The 12,299-nt window shown below is 52.4% G+C and carries 16 protein-coding genes; 9 read left to right on the forward strand and 7 right to left on the reverse strand.

The window, feature by feature from the left end; genetic code table 11:
• Positions 1 to 13: 13 nt before the first annotated feature.
• Positions 14 to 694 (reverse strand): SOS response-associated peptidase family protein, encoded by a 681-nt coding sequence (locus tag F3I44_RS14880; protein WP_150011627.1) that lies wholly within the window; start codon positions 692 to 694, stop codon positions 14 to 16.
• Positions 695 to 1,040: 346 nt separating this feature from the next.
• Between F3I44_RS14880 and F3I44_RS14885 the strand changes: the two genes are divergently transcribed.
• On the forward strand, positions 1,041 to 1,289 hold the full coding sequence (locus F3I44_RS14885; protein ID WP_150011629.1) for a hypothetical protein: 249 nt from the start codon (positions 1,041 to 1,043) through the stop codon (positions 1,287 to 1,289).
• Positions 1,290 to 1,442: 153 nt separating this feature from the next.
• Here F3I44_RS14885 and F3I44_RS14890 read toward each other — a convergent pair whose 3' ends face one another.
• On the reverse strand, positions 1,443 to 1,808 hold the full coding sequence (locus F3I44_RS14890; RefSeq protein WP_150011631.1) for a cell envelope integrity TolA C-terminal domain-containing protein: 366 nt from the start codon (positions 1,806 to 1,808) through the stop codon (positions 1,443 to 1,445).
• A gap of 375 nt (positions 1,809 to 2,183) precedes the next feature.
• On the opposite strand from F3I44_RS14890, the gene F3I44_RS14895 reads away from it, so the two are divergent.
• Both F3I44_RS14895 and map read left to right on the forward strand, forming a co-directional pair.
• The gene (locus tag F3I44_RS14895; RefSeq protein WP_013196391.1) at positions 2,184 to 2,429 is read left to right on the forward strand and encodes a ParD-like family protein; all 246 of its coding nucleotides are present in this window, start codon (positions 2,184 to 2,186) and stop codon (positions 2,427 to 2,429) included.
• Positions 2,426 to 3,211 (forward strand): type I methionyl aminopeptidase, encoded by a 786-nt coding sequence (gene map, locus F3I44_RS14900; RefSeq protein ID WP_150011633.1) that lies wholly within the window; start codon positions 2,426 to 2,428, stop codon positions 3,209 to 3,211. The genes F3I44_RS14895 and map overlap by 4 nt, the downstream gene beginning before the upstream one ends.
• Before the next feature lie 36 nt (positions 3,212 to 3,247).
• Here the strand turns inward: map and F3I44_RS14905 are convergent, their stop codons facing one another.
• Positions 3,248 to 4,342, reverse strand: coding sequence for a sensor domain-containing diguanylate cyclase (locus tag F3I44_RS14905; RefSeq protein ID WP_150011635.1), 1,095 nt, complete (start codon positions 4,340 to 4,342; stop codon positions 3,248 to 3,250).
• A 176-nt stretch (positions 4,343 to 4,518) separates the two neighbouring features.
• On the reverse strand, positions 4,519 to 4,827 hold the full coding sequence (locus F3I44_RS14910) for a hypothetical protein (RefSeq protein ID WP_150019464.1): 309 nt from the start codon (positions 4,825 to 4,827) through the stop codon (positions 4,519 to 4,521).
• A gap of 220 nt (positions 4,828 to 5,047) precedes the next feature.
• Between F3I44_RS14910 and F3I44_RS14915 the strand changes: the two genes are divergently transcribed.
• The 3 genes from F3I44_RS14915 (at position 5,048) to F3I44_RS14925 (ending at position 6,297) form a co-directional block, all read left to right on the forward strand.
• Positions 5,048 to 5,272: a hypothetical protein gene (locus F3I44_RS14915; protein ID WP_013196395.1), complete on the forward strand. Its 225-nt coding sequence runs from the start codon at positions 5,048 to 5,050 to the stop codon at positions 5,270 to 5,272.
• 2 nt (positions 5,273 to 5,274) lie between these two features.
• Entirely contained in the window at positions 5,275 to 5,517 is a 243-nt protein-coding gene (locus F3I44_RS14920) for a hypothetical protein (protein WP_150011639.1), read from the forward strand.
• A gap of 93 nt (positions 5,518 to 5,610) precedes the next feature.
• On the forward strand, positions 5,611 to 6,297 hold the full coding sequence (locus tag F3I44_RS14925; RefSeq protein ID WP_150011641.1) for a hypothetical protein: 687 nt from the start codon (positions 5,611 to 5,613) through the stop codon (positions 6,295 to 6,297).
• Positions 6,298 to 6,515: 218 nt separating this feature from the next.
• Here the strand turns inward: F3I44_RS14925 and F3I44_RS14930 are convergent, their stop codons facing one another.
• Complete coding sequence (locus F3I44_RS14930) at positions 6,516 to 7,565, reverse strand: NAD(P)-dependent alcohol dehydrogenase (protein WP_150019465.1); 1,050 nt, start codon at positions 7,563 to 7,565, stop codon at positions 6,516 to 6,518.
• A 115-nt stretch (positions 7,566 to 7,680) separates the two neighbouring features.
• Between F3I44_RS14930 and F3I44_RS14935 the strand changes: the two genes are divergently transcribed.
• The gene (locus F3I44_RS14935) at positions 7,681 to 8,073 is read left to right on the forward strand and encodes a helix-turn-helix domain-containing protein (protein ID WP_150011645.1); all 393 of its coding nucleotides are present in this window, start codon (positions 7,681 to 7,683) and stop codon (positions 8,071 to 8,073) included.
• Positions 8,074 to 8,103: 30 nt separating this feature from the next.
• Here F3I44_RS14935 and F3I44_RS14940 read toward each other — a convergent pair whose 3' ends face one another.
• A complete protein-coding gene (locus F3I44_RS14940; RefSeq protein WP_150011779.1) occupies positions 8,104 to 8,925 on the reverse strand; it encodes a Cof-type HAD-IIB family hydrolase in 822 nt (273 codons plus the stop codon).
• Positions 8,926 to 9,179: 254 nt separating this feature from the next.
• Between F3I44_RS14940 and F3I44_RS14945 the strand changes: the two genes are divergently transcribed.
• Positions 9,180 to 10,442, forward strand: coding sequence for a DUF1479 domain-containing protein (locus F3I44_RS14945; RefSeq protein ID WP_150011647.1), 1,263 nt, complete (start codon positions 9,180 to 9,182; stop codon positions 10,440 to 10,442).
• Positions 10,443 to 10,518: 76 nt separating this feature from the next.
• A complete protein-coding gene (locus F3I44_RS14950; RefSeq protein ID WP_150011649.1) occupies positions 10,519 to 11,268 on the forward strand; it encodes a DNA-binding transcriptional regulator YciT in 750 nt (249 codons plus the stop codon).
• Here the strand turns inward: F3I44_RS14950 and F3I44_RS14955 are convergent.
• A complete protein-coding gene (locus F3I44_RS14955; protein ID WP_150011651.1) occupies positions 11,265 to 12,281 on the reverse strand; it encodes a LacI family DNA-binding transcriptional regulator in 1,017 nt (338 codons plus the stop codon). The two genes, F3I44_RS14950 and F3I44_RS14955, sit on opposite strands and share 4 nt — an antisense overlap.
• Between the last annotated feature and the right edge of the window lie 18 nt (positions 12,282 to 12,299).

The following is a 12,299-nucleotide window of genomic DNA, read 5'->3' on the forward strand; positions in this document are numbered from 1 at the left end:
CTGCACCTGCGCTTCATGTGCCTTCAGGATTTATCTCTTTAATAAGCGTCTCGCCCTGATTATGGATGTTCCCGACATTGGCTGAAACAGGATGCCAGGTGAAATCCTTTTCGGGTAATGCGGCTTCATGGGCAATGTCCTGCGCCCGCTGGGATGAGGTTTCAACACTGAGCCATTCGCATACCGCGTCCGCCCGTAAAACCAGTGGACGGCGGTCATGGATATCAACCATCCCTTTGTTGCTCGCCGCAGTGACGATAACAAATCCCTCATGTCCATGGTCTTTACCGTAAGGTGCCCTGCCGATAGCGGCGAAAAACAGCGGTTGATTCGCTTTATGGTGAATAAAATAGGGCTGTTTCCTGTCACCCTCACGCTTCCACTCGTACCAGCCATCGGCGGGAACAATGGCACGTCCCTGCTCCCATAGCGGCTTAAACATACGGCCGGTTGGAGCTGTTTCACTCCGGGCATTGATTAGCGGCTGCTTATTCCACCACTCAGGACCGTAACCCCAGTAAACCGGGTCCAGGTGAAATTCATCATCCCGCTCATTGAGCAGCAGCACGTTGGTGCCTGGCGCAACGTTGAAACGCCCTATCGGCTCCGGATCATAAATGATTTCATCGGGCTTCAGTCCCAGAGAGTCAAAGTAATCGTCTCGGCTACTGTACTGCGCAAACCGTCCACACATAGGCACCTCCTGGCTTAAGGATAGACCTGTGTTGATTAAGTCATGATCAAAATATCAACTTTCTGGCTGAAGATATCGCCCCAGCTGTCGAGAATGTAGTAAAGGATACGAAGAGAACCGAATAAAAAGGGCTACGACGTGTTTACCTTTGTTGCTGACAAGCCAGTCAGGTTACACAAACTTGCCTCTCTGCCCCGGAAGCAATTATCGATTGCGATCCTGTCGTAAGAAGAACGACGTTGAATCGATGTTACTGAGAAACTGCAATGTACAGCCCGTCATTAAGGAGTGGTGTGATTTCGGTTATTAGTCACAGCGCGATATTTAATCATCAGGAAAATAGCTAATGAGCCTCGTTTATATACCAGCTCTCATTCCACTCTTGTTGAACAAAGAGAATGAGAAAGGAAGCCCGCTTACAGAGGAGGAAGTCAGCCGTATCAGGGATAGTGCCACCTGTATCGAAGTGGCGCGCGATATTGCTTTTACAATGGCGGAATGCCGCGGATACTTTGATATCAACCCTGATAAATGCTGGGATGAATGGAGAGCATACCGGAATAAGCGTTTAGATTCCAATGGCGACAATCGATAGCTGCATCGGGATATAGAACTGTACCTCACGTTTTACGGGCAGGTATCTGATTGCAGCACTTCAGAATTGACATACTGATAGCATCCGTTCTGGCTGGACGATGGCATACTGCATGTAGATCTGATGTTTAACACTTTCGATAGCCGTATATGCTTACTGCGGGGCGAAATGTATCGGAATTTCGTCTTTCAGAAAGGCGGGGCTCATTAGAAAAGAGTGGGCATCTACAGCTTCTTTAATTGATTCAACAGCAGCAGTGCAGAGAGCGGGGTCTCCGGCCTGAACGACGATGCTTACCGGAGGCTCGCCGGCCGACTGCCTGATCCTTGCATCACATGTTTTACCGCGATAAGTATCTGCATCAGAAAAACGATATTGTTTTGCTGTAACAGCCTGGCAGAGCCAGAGCTGGGTTTCACACTCCTGGATTTGCCTGGATGTCTGAGATTCGCACTGACTTTTAATCTCTGATGTAACGGGAGTCTTGATTCCCTGCTGTCGGATGTGATTTTTTCTCATGTGGTATCCGGAAACTGCTAATGCCGCAGTCAAATCAATTATTTTTTCATCATTACATCCCTGTTTTTTCTGGGATTTATACCATCAATGCTAAAGACTTAATATCCACAACCGCCTGATAAAAATCCTGATTTCATCTAATCAGTATCTGCAAATCTTTCAGAGAAGACACCGTTTGTCGGGTGCCTGCACTGCAATTACCCGGCCGAACACATCTCTGTATTAACAGTAAATTTCCTATCCTCAAACGAAATAAGCGATCGTTTTTAAAAAATTTTTACCACGTTTCCTGCGCGTAAGATTCTCTCCCCTCTTTTCAAACTACTGCGTTAGCGTTAATATATACGAAACATATACGTTTCATATAAGGCTCATATGGGTATCGTAAAAATCTCCGACCTGATGCATGAAAATCTGCGCATCGCCAGCCAGGCGATGAGCCGCTCAATTAATGCACAGGCAGAACACTGGCTTAAACTCGGCATGCTGGCTGAACTTTATCCGCAGCAGACCCAACACCAGCTGGCGCAGATGTTGATTCGGCTTGAACTGGACGGCAGTGCTGATATCCGCAATATGCTTCATAAAGAGAGCCTCACCACACAAGGAGACGTGTCATGAACACCGTAAAGATTCATACCGCCGCAGAGATTGAGATGGCGCGAGCAGCCGGGCAAGCTGCGGCTCAGGTACTGGCGATGATTACACCGCACGTTCGCCCGGGCATTACCACCGAAGAACTGGATGATATCTGTCACGACTTCATTGTGAATGAACTCAAGGTGACGCCCGCGAATATCGGCTATCAAGGCTATACTCGCACGACCTGCACGTCGGTCAATCACGTTGTGTGCCACGGTATACCAGCCAGCAAAAAGCTTAAGGACGGCGATATCGTTAATATCGATGTGGCAGTTATTAAGGATGGCTGGTATGGCGATACCAGCCGGATGTACTTTGTCGGCACGCCATCAGTCCGTGCAAAGCGTCTGGTCGAGATCACCTATCAATCGATGGTGGCGGGAATCAAAACGGTCCGCCCAGGCGCGACGCTGGGCGATGTGGGCGCGGCAATTCAGCGTGTTGCAGAAGCTGCCGGTTTCTCAGTAGTGCGTGAATATTGCGGGCATGGCGTGGGTGAGATTTATCACACCGATCCGCAGGTGCTGCATTACGGCACGCCGGGCGAAGGGATGCCACTGAGGGCGGGTATGATCTTCACCATAGAACCAATGATTAATGCCGGTAAAGCCGGAACCAGCGTGCTGTCTGATGGCTGGACGGTCGTTACCAAAGATCGCTCGCTCTCGGCGCAGTGGGAACATACCGTCGCCGTCACCGAAAAGGGTTTCGATCTGCTGACACCGTGGCCTGAAGGCACGGGCGACTGCCCGGCGATTTGATCACTCAGCCTGAGAACGCGTCTCAGGCTGACTTCTTCATTTGCTCCTGACTGCACTGAGTATGCTCAGCGAGTCTGAATGCCATATCTGCACATTGTTGCGACCTGCGCGCTTCACCTGATAAAGCGCCTCATCAGCACATCTCAGCCACTCATGAATCGATGCGGCATCACGTGCTGCTGCAATCCCGATACTCACCGAGCACTGTAAGGTGGATGACGCTGGCAGCCGCAACAGGGCAATTCCCTGTCTGATCTGTTCTGCCAGCTGCAGGATGCTGGTTTCATCCGCATCCCGTACGATTACACATAACTCATCACCCCCAAAGCGGGCGGGCACATCTTTCAGGCCGACGCTGTCACGCAGCAGTGCTGAAATCTCAGTAAGCAGAAAGTCACCCGCTTCATGCCCATAGTTATCGTTAACCTGTTTAAAGTGGTCGACATCCAGCAGCATTAACCAGGCTTTGCCCTCGCCTCGCTGCGTACGCAAAAACTCACTTTCCAGCCGGCGCTCAAACAGTCGACGATTAGGGATTTTCAGGCCCGGATCCATCAGCGCGATCCGTTCCAGCTCGCGGTTCTTCTGCCGCAGATTCAGCGTCAGATTGTGTGACACCACGCTGAGTGCCAGCAGATACAGGCTGGCCAGCGGCAGTGTCAGCCAGACGGTTCGGGTACTGAACGTCAGCACCAGCGGAGCCTTTTCCGCTGACCAGACCAGCACAAAGGCAAACAGAAAGGCCTTCAGCGCAGATTTCAGCTGGACCCAGCCACCTGCCGAATAGCGATCGGAAATCAGCACTGCCATGATAATAATTGAGGGCAAGGGACTCAGGGCCATCACAGCAACCCAGACGCCGCCAAAAGCGGCATCCAGTGTCAGATTCTTACGCTCAAAACCGGTAGAGTCGCGTGACCGTAACGCCATTCTGTATGCGGCATATGGCCAGATAAAGGCATTCGTAAAGAGAAGAGCACAAAGTTCCATGCTTTTTCCCATCTCCATCAGAACGGACAGAATAGGCAGAAAACAGAGAACGGTGCCGAGCTGGCGCATCATGAACATACGTCGCACAAATCGCGTCGAGCGGCGCTTCAGTTGAACATCATCGGGAGTGTAATAATTCATAGGTGAACTGAAGCAGTGACGGATAACGCAGTTTATCGGCATTAAGTTAAATAAGATAAAAGTTTTTACAGAAAGTTCTTATTGCATGTTGGTTAATTAAACAGGCTGTAATGATGTTTATTCGGAGAGAAGCTGTGGCGGAAAATGCCGCGCGCCTTGTTGCGCGCGGTAGCAAATTATCTGCGGCCTTTGACAACCGAGGCAGACCAGTTGAAATCGCTGACTTCACTGGCGGTAAGTGACTCAGGTTTCTTTTTGCGCAGCGGTTTTTTCTTCTCCTTTTCGGCCTTCGCTCTCTCCTTCTCCAGCTTACTGGCCATCACCATCTGCCGGGCTTCACTATTGAATTCTTTCTCTTTTTTACCATCCGGCTCTTTACCGGTTCGCTGACGGTACTTTTCAGCCAGCCCTTTATAGGTTTGTTCAACGGCCAGACGTTCATCAGCATTGAACTGATCAATGGAAATCATCTTCTTATCGTTCATAGCGGCGTGTCCTGTGGCAAATTGTCCGCTCAAGTGTACCGCATTCAGCGCCCATTAACGCAGCGAATGACAGGCCCATGTTCCTGTACGTCCCTGCTATCAGGTAATTTCTCTGAAAGCCGCGCCTTAGCCCTGTTAAAAACAAGGTTATCTCTTAATATAAAACTAATGTTCATCAGGTTTACTGGCAGTGACCACGTACTGCCGAGGAGCTGAAGGAATGATTAAAGAGACCGATCGTCTGTCACAGGCGTTATTACGGCGGCATGGGATTGGCGTTAAGCAGAAACGTATACACTTTCGTGGCAGGGATTTACTGTTTCAGCTGCATAATGCCCGTTATGAAGTTTTCAATGGCGATCGCTGTATCGCGACTGTCGAAACGAATAATATCAATGAAGCGATTAAGCAGTTTAAAGCGCTGGATAACCCTGCGGAGAAATAAACATGCCAGATTATCGCCTGTTTCAGAAAAACCAGACCGTCAGGGCCGTGAACCATGTAAGCCAGGATCAGCAGGACCGGTTAGCAGCGGAAGGCTATAAGGTAGTATGGGACGTGGTCAATGCCGATAGCGCTGATGCGGCGCTTTTGCGCTATCAGCAGTTGCGTCACGATGAGGGTAACGCTGCGCAGAATTTCGCAACGGATTCGCTGTTCAGCTCTCTTCTGGGTCTGATATCCCGCTAAGTCAGCATGGAGCTGCGGGTTTACGGGTGAAGTTACTGTTAATTCATGCCGTGCTGATTAAAATAGAGAAAATTTCCCGCACACAGGTTTCTGATGAAAATCACTATTCACAAAGAAGATGCGCTGTTTATGCACAACTTCTTTGCTGCACCCTGCGATACCTTTGATACTGACTCACTTCAGTCGCAACATATTCAGCAATCGCTTCAGCTGGCCATTCAGCAGAAAAATGCAGAAGCAGACAGCGACTGGAAGCGCAGCCTGACTTTTCTGCTGCTGTTTCTCTTTTTATATGCTGCGCTGGGTGCCTCGCTGACGCTGGATCTCAGCACCACAGGCGCGGCGCATAAGAGTATCGAGTATGCGCTGGAAGCGATTCCGGTGCTCATCGCCTTCTCCGGCTTCTTCATCTCCATTCTTTATCTCTTCCTGACCCGCGCCAGCGCGCGTAAGCAGCGTAACTGGGAAAAAAGTATTCTGGTGCTTGAGAAGTACGCCATCGGTAATTTGTTTAAAGCCACCCATACTCAGGGCGGTGGTACCAGCAATTACTCTGTACCCAATCTTTATATTTCGCTCGCACTGTTTATCTGTGTGACCTGGCTGGTGATTTATAACTATCTGACGTTTACCACCAGCGGCGTGTTTGGCAGTGTCATCTCGCTTTTCATCAGCACGATGGTTTATGTCATTCTGGATATTCAGCTGCTCAAGCCTTTTATTCATGTGGTTGAAAAAGACGAATCCGAAAAGAGTAACGCGGATAAAGAGCAGGATTAACGACCTTCCCTGACGTTAAAGCAGATACCCGGCCAGTGAGTCGGGTATTTTTTGGCTGCTAAAAGACGCTTTCGCTAAAAAGCTTTTGCTGCACCGAGACGAATGGAACGGCGAACTGACAACAAATTGTATGTTGTAACTATAGATACCCTCCACCTTTTACACTGCAACTTACTGAACGCTGCCTGAAGGCCCGCTTTCACCGCGGGCCAGGCGAGTTACCAGCGGGTTTTCTGCATATCAATAACGAAACGATATTTCACATCGCTGGTCAGCATGCGTTCAAAGGCAGTCTCCAACTCTTCACCGGTGATCATCTCTACGTCAGCCGTGATGTTGTGTTCACCACAGAAGTCGAGCATCTGCTGCGTCTCCTGAATGCTGCCGATTGAGGTGCCCGTAATACTCAGGCGGCGGAACACCATTGGCGTGACATTCGGTGACGGATGCGGTTGATCGGGGATTCCTACCAGCACCAGCTGACCGTTGGTCTTCAGCGTACTGAGATAAGGATCGAGGTCATGAGGTGCAGCAACACAGTCAAGGATGATATCCAGCGACGCCAGACACCCGGCCATCTGGGCTGCATCTCGCGAGATCACGACGTTACTGGCACCCAGCCGACGCGCATCCGCCCCTTTCGCCGGAGAGGTCGTAAACAGAGTCACTTCTGCACCCAGCGCGCTGGCCAGCTTAACCGCCATATGGCCCAGTCCGCCGAGACCGATCACACCTACACGATCGCCTGCTTTGACATTAAAGTGCTGCAAGGGTGACCAGACGGTCACGCCAGCGCACAGCAGCGGAGCAACCGCGTTCAGCGCCAGATTATCCGGCACCGTGACGACGAAATTCTGGTCGGCGATAACATGCTGCGCATAGCCACCAAACGTCGTGTTGCCGGTATATTTATCGGTGCCGTTATAGGTCGGCGTAAAACCCGCCTCACAATATTGCTCTTCGTGCTGCTTGCAGAAGTGACACTCACGGCAGGAATCGACCATCACGCCAACCCCCACCGTCTCTCCAACAGAGAACTTCGTGACGTTGTCACCTGTTGCAGTCACGCGACCAACAATCTCGTGTCCGGGCACCAGCGGATAACGGCTGACGCCCCATTCATTGCGTGCCATATGCAGATCAGAGTGGCAGACGCCGCAGTAGAGAATCTCAATTTTTACATCGTCAGCCTGCAGATCGCGTAATTCAACCTGACCTGTCCTGAGTGGTTGATCTGCCTGAGTAGCTACCAGCGCGTTAATTTTCATCTGTTGCCTCTTCTTACCTGATGATCGTAAAGAAAGCAGCACACTATAGACACACGGAACCGCTTTTGATAGTAGTTACCTTTTGGTTACCATGAGATGAAATGGGAAGGGGACTATGCCAGTCTGGGTTGACGGAAAACTCTGTTTTTATGCGGACTCACCGCCACGCCGCCTGCTGGAACTGTTTTCCGTGAAGTGGAGCACAATGGTGCTGCATGCGCTTTTTCACTGGCCGGATAATCGGGCGCGTACGGGCGAACTGGAGCGCAGCTTGCAGGGCATCTCAAAGAAAATGCTGATTCAGACGCTGCGTGAGCTGGAGCAGCGCGGACTCGTATCACGCCATGTGTGGCAGGTGGTGCCGCCAAAAGTGGAATACAGCCTCACGGCGCTGGGCCATACCTTCGCACAACCGATTGAGCAGATGTATCAGTGGGGACTGGAGAATCAGGCTGCGCTGGATGAAATGGAAAATCATGTGCGCAGCCATCAGGAGCGTGGCGGATAAAGCGCCGCCCGTTATGCAGGTTACCGCGTTTTAGTCGAACGGGAATTCGCGCGCCAGCACGCGCGCAATCACATTCAGCGCGCCCTCATCATTGTTGCTCTGCGTCTGGTAGCGCGCCACGGCGGCGACAGCGTCGGCCGCATTGGCCATTGAGAAACTGAAGCAGGCCTGGCGCAGCATCTCGATATCATTCGCGCTGTCGCCAATCGCCAGCACTTCACAATCACTGATGCCCCATTTTTCCTGCAACAGCGCGATGCCGTGGGCTTTATGGCAACCGGGAATGATGAGGTCAATAAAGCCAAAGCCGCTGGAAACCGGATGCATGATATTTTCCAGCTCGCCCAAACGCGCATGCAGGCGTTGCAGCAGTGCTTCCACCCCTTCATTCTCCAGCTTTAGCGAGAACTTGAAGATGGTGTCATCAATGGCATACAGGTCATCGCGCTTTTCCAGACGGTGATAGTGGTTTGCCAGCTGGTCCATCACCTCGTCAGAGGCAGAAGAATGCATATAAGCACCCTTTCGTCCACAGACCACCACTGCGATGTCGGGTTCATGCGCCAGAATATCGAGGATCTTATGCACCTTCTCCTGCGCTAATTCACCACAGAAAATCTCTTCATTGCAGTCAGAGACCCAGGCACCATTTTCTGCCACGAAAGCGATCTCATCTTTGATGTCGGGAAAATAGCGCTGCAGCTGGTAATACTGATTACCGCTGGCCACCACAAAACGGATGCCCTTCTGCTTCAGCAGCGCATACTGACGTGAAAACCGCTGAACGTTGTATTGCTTATTATCGTCCAGAAAGGTGCCATCCATATCCACCGCAATCATCTTAACCGCCATTTCGCCTGCCCCTTTACGTTCGCCGTTCTGTCCTGTCGGCTGATTGATTTGATTCATAAAGCTTACTCGCTGTGTGGATTAATGAGAATGCAAATAGTGACTTTGCTAACGGCTTTCAGAGCGTTCCGGTAGGGAAGTTGTGTTACAGCGCACGTTTTTAATCGTTAAAAGAATGTTAACCTCAGCCGCATATTACGAATGAAGATTATTTTAATTGCATTCGTAACTCAACCCCGAACTTTGAGGAGTGTGAAATGCGTGATGAATCCAGAGCAACACCTTTGCCTGATGACGTTAAGAGCGCTATCCGCGAGATGAAACAGCAGCTACGCCGTCAGATCGGCGACGTCGATGCCCTTTTCGGGCAGGTGTGCGAGAACGTTACTGCCGCGATTGCTGAGGCAAAAGCGGACGAAGCGCGATCCGGCAGTGCCTGGCCAGTGGTGCCGATGCAGGACATTACAGAAGGGAAGGTTTCGGATGAAACCCGGTCGCTGATTAAACGTCGCGGTTGTGTCGTGATCAAGCAGCACTTCGCGCGTGATCAGGCCCTGGCTTGGGATAAGACAATGCTGAATTACCTGGATCACAACCGTTTTGATGCGCAGTATCGCGGTCCCGGTGATGACTTCTTTGGCACGCTCGCTGCCTCACGTCCCGAAATCTACCCGATTTACTGGTCACATGCGCAGATGGAAGCGCGACAGAGTGTGGCGATGGCTGATGCGCAATCGTTTCTGAACCGTTTATGGATGTTTAACTCTCAGGGCAAACAGTGGTTTGATCCCGATGTCAGCGTGATCTATCCCGATCGCATCCGTCGCCGTTTGCCGGGCACGACGTCGAAAGGATTAGGCGCACATACCGACTCCGGCGCGCTGGAACGCTGGTTACTGCCCGCTTACCAGCAGGTTTTCAGCAAGCTGTTTCACGGTGATTTTGCCGCTTACGATCCCTGGGATGCGGCACACCGTACCGACGTTGATGAGTATGACCTGCCTGGCACGACTAAGTGTTCTGTATTCCGCACGTTTCAGGGCTGGACCGCACTCTCTGATATGATCCCCGGTCAGGGTCTGCTGCATGTGGTGCCGGTACCCCAGGCGATGGCGTATATTCTGCTGCGCCCACTGCTTTCCGATGTGCCTGAAGATGAACTCTGTGGCGTCGCGCCGGGTCGGGTGTTACCTGTCACTGCGCAGTGGCATCCGCACCTGATCGCCGGACTCTGTTCAATCCCGGCTCTGGAGGCGGGCGATTCAGTGTGGTGGCACTGTGATGTGATCCATTCCGTTGCACCGGTGGACGATCAGCAGGGCTGGGGCAATGTGATGTATATCCCCGCTGCGCCGATGTGTGATAAAAACCGCGTCTACGCCCGCCAGGTTGCGCAGGCACTGGAACAGGGACGTTCGCCGGGTGATTTTCCGCCGGAAGATTATGAGGCCGGATGGGAGCAACGTTTTAAGCCGGAAGATCTGAATATTAACGGACGTCGTTCACTGGATTTAGCCTGACCCTGACCCCGCGTTGTGCACCGACGCGGGGGATTCCCTGATACACTGCACGTTTTATCCCTGACGAAACCCAATTATGAATCCGCGACATCATCAGATTATTCAACTGGTTAATAGCCGGGGCAGCGTAACGGTCAGTGAACTGGCGCAGCTGACCGGTGTTTCTGAAGTGACGGTGCGTCAGGATCTCACGCTGCTGGAGCGTGACCGACTGCTGCGCCGGGTGCATGGCTCCGCGCTGGCGCTGGACAGTGACAATGTCGGCACCCGCATGAATACCCGCTATCCCACCAAGCAGGCGCTGGCGCAACACGCCGCCAGCCTGGTGCAGACGGGTGAATCGGTATTCATCGAAGGGGGCAGTACCAATGCGCTGCTGGCACGTGCGCTGGCTGACCGTGCCGATCTGACGCTGATCACCGTCAGCCACTATATCGCCCAGCTTCTGCGGGATGCCACGTGTGAAGTCATTGTACTGGGTGGATTGCTGCAGAAAAGCAGTGAGTCGGTGGTCGGCCCGCTGACGCGTTACTCCATTCAGCAGGTCCATTTTCACAGAGCGTTTGTGGGTGTGGATGGCTGGCACCCGGAGACCGGTTTCACCGGCCGCAATATGCTGCGCTGTGATGTGGTGGATGCCGTGCTGGCGAAAGGCGCTGAAAGCTATGCCCTGACCGATTCCTCTAAATTCGGGCAGATTCACCCTTATCCGCTCTCATCCGGTTACCAGGTCGGCCATGTGATTACCGATGAGACGCTGGATGCCGGAACCGTCGCGTATCTCAGAGAACAGGCCATTGAGGTGATACAAATCGCAGCGAATTAAGCGGACCAGGGACCTTTAGTAACGGAATCGCGCAACATCAGGCTGGCCGTAAAAGACGCCTGACTGTGCCAGTCACCGCCATCCAGCATGGTCAGCAGGCGGGTAATCGTCTCATCGATCATCTCCGTCACCGGCAGCTTCATGCTGGATAACGACGGCGTGATATAAGGTGCCAGCGGGATATCATCGAAGCCTATCACCGACACCCGCTCGGGCACCGCGATGCCGCATTCGATCAGCCGCTTGATGGCTCCAATCGCCATCTCATCATTGCTTGCCACCAGCGCCGTGAATGACACATTGCGTTCCAGCAGCTGGTCCACGGCAACCATCCCGCTCTGCGCCGTCCATTTACCCGCCACAATACGGCGGTCATCCGCTTCCAGACCCTGTTCGGCCAGCGCAGCATGATAGCCTGACAGGCGTTCGACGCCGGTCGGGGAATCCAGCGAACCGGTGATAAAGGCGATGTCGCGATGCCCCTGATTCAGCAGATGGGTTACCGCTGTGGCGCTGCTGGCGTGCTGATCGCTGTAAATGCAGTAGCTCTGGTTGACGCGTAGCCGCCGGTTGATGACCATTATCGGCTGTTTATGGCGGGAGATAATCGCATCCAGCGCGTCGATACTCAGAAAGCGCGGGTAGATAATGATGCCGTCACACCGCAGGTCGAGCAAAAACTGAATCGCCGCTTCTTCCTGCTCAGCGGTGTGTTTACCATCTGCCAGAATCAGCTGGCGGCCCTGCTGCTCCATCATGCGTGCGGAGTGCGCCATCAACTCAGTGAAGTAGCTGCCGCTATAGAGCGTATTGGTGATCACCAGTCCGATAGTCTGAGACGTTTTAGTTGCCAGATTGCGGGCCAGCAGATTGGGACGGTAGCCGGTCTCGGCAATCGCCTTTAACACCCTTTCACGCTTCTCCTGCCCGACATAGCCGTTGCCAGAGAGCACACGTGACACTGTCGCTTTTGAGACGCCTGCTCTTTCTGCCACTTCCAGAATTGTTGCCATGGTGAATTTCCCTCGCTG

The sequence above is a fragment of the Pantoea sp. F_5 genome (genome assembly GCF_008631595.1).
GTDB lineage: Bacteria > Pseudomonadota > Gammaproteobacteria > Enterobacterales > Enterobacteriaceae > Pantoea > Pantoea gossypiicola.

Excerpts from the sequence above, each read along its gene's own strand:
- F3I44_RS14945 (WP_150011647.1), top strand. The coding sequence starts at position 9,180 with ATGCGTGATGAATCCAGAGCAACACCTTTGCCTGATGACGTTAAGAGC.
- F3I44_RS14920 (WP_150011639.1), top strand. The coding sequence starts at position 5,275 with ATGCCAGATTATCGCCTGTTTCAGAAAAACCAGACCGTCAGGGCCGTG.
- F3I44_RS14890 (WP_150011631.1), bottom strand. The coding sequence starts at position 1,808 with ATGAGAAAAAATCACATCCGACAGCAGGGAATCAAGACTCCCGTTACA.
- F3I44_RS14955 (WP_150011651.1), bottom strand. The coding sequence starts at position 12,281 with ATGGCAACAATTCTGGAAGTGGCAGAAAGAGCAGGCGTCTCAAAAGCG.
- F3I44_RS14910 (WP_150019464.1), bottom strand. The coding sequence starts at position 4,827 with ATGAACGATAAGAAGATGATTTCCATTGATCAGTTCAATGCTGATGAA.
- F3I44_RS14935 (WP_150011645.1), top strand. The coding sequence starts at position 7,681 with ATGCCAGTCTGGGTTGACGGAAAACTCTGTTTTTATGCGGACTCACCG.
- F3I44_RS14940 (WP_150011779.1), bottom strand. The coding sequence starts at position 8,925 with ATGGCGGTTAAGATGATTGCGGTGGATATGGATGGCACCTTTCTGGAC.
- F3I44_RS14905 (WP_150011635.1), bottom strand. The coding sequence starts at position 4,342 with ATGAATTATTACACTCCCGATGATGTTCAACTGAAGCGCCGCTCGACG.
- F3I44_RS14895 (WP_013196391.1), top strand. The coding sequence starts at position 2,184 with ATGGGTATCGTAAAAATCTCCGACCTGATGCATGAAAATCTGCGCATC.
- F3I44_RS14880 (WP_150011627.1), bottom strand. The coding sequence starts at position 694 with ATGTGTGGACGGTTTGCGCAGTACAGTAGCCGAGACGATTACTTTGAC.
- map (WP_150011633.1), top strand. The coding sequence starts at position 2,426 with ATGAACACCGTAAAGATTCATACCGCCGCAGAGATTGAGATGGCGCGA.
- F3I44_RS14930 (WP_150019465.1), bottom strand. The coding sequence starts at position 7,565 with ATGAAAATTAACGCGCTGGTAGCTACTCAGGCAGATCAACCACTCAGG.
- F3I44_RS14950 (WP_150011649.1), top strand. The coding sequence starts at position 10,519 with ATGAATCCGCGACATCATCAGATTATTCAACTGGTTAATAGCCGGGGC.
- F3I44_RS14915 (WP_013196395.1), top strand. The coding sequence starts at position 5,048 with ATGATTAAAGAGACCGATCGTCTGTCACAGGCGTTATTACGGCGGCAT.
- F3I44_RS14885 (WP_150011629.1), top strand. The coding sequence starts at position 1,041 with ATGAGCCTCGTTTATATACCAGCTCTCATTCCACTCTTGTTGAACAAA.
- F3I44_RS14925 (WP_150011641.1), top strand. The coding sequence starts at position 5,611 with ATGAAAATCACTATTCACAAAGAAGATGCGCTGTTTATGCACAACTTC.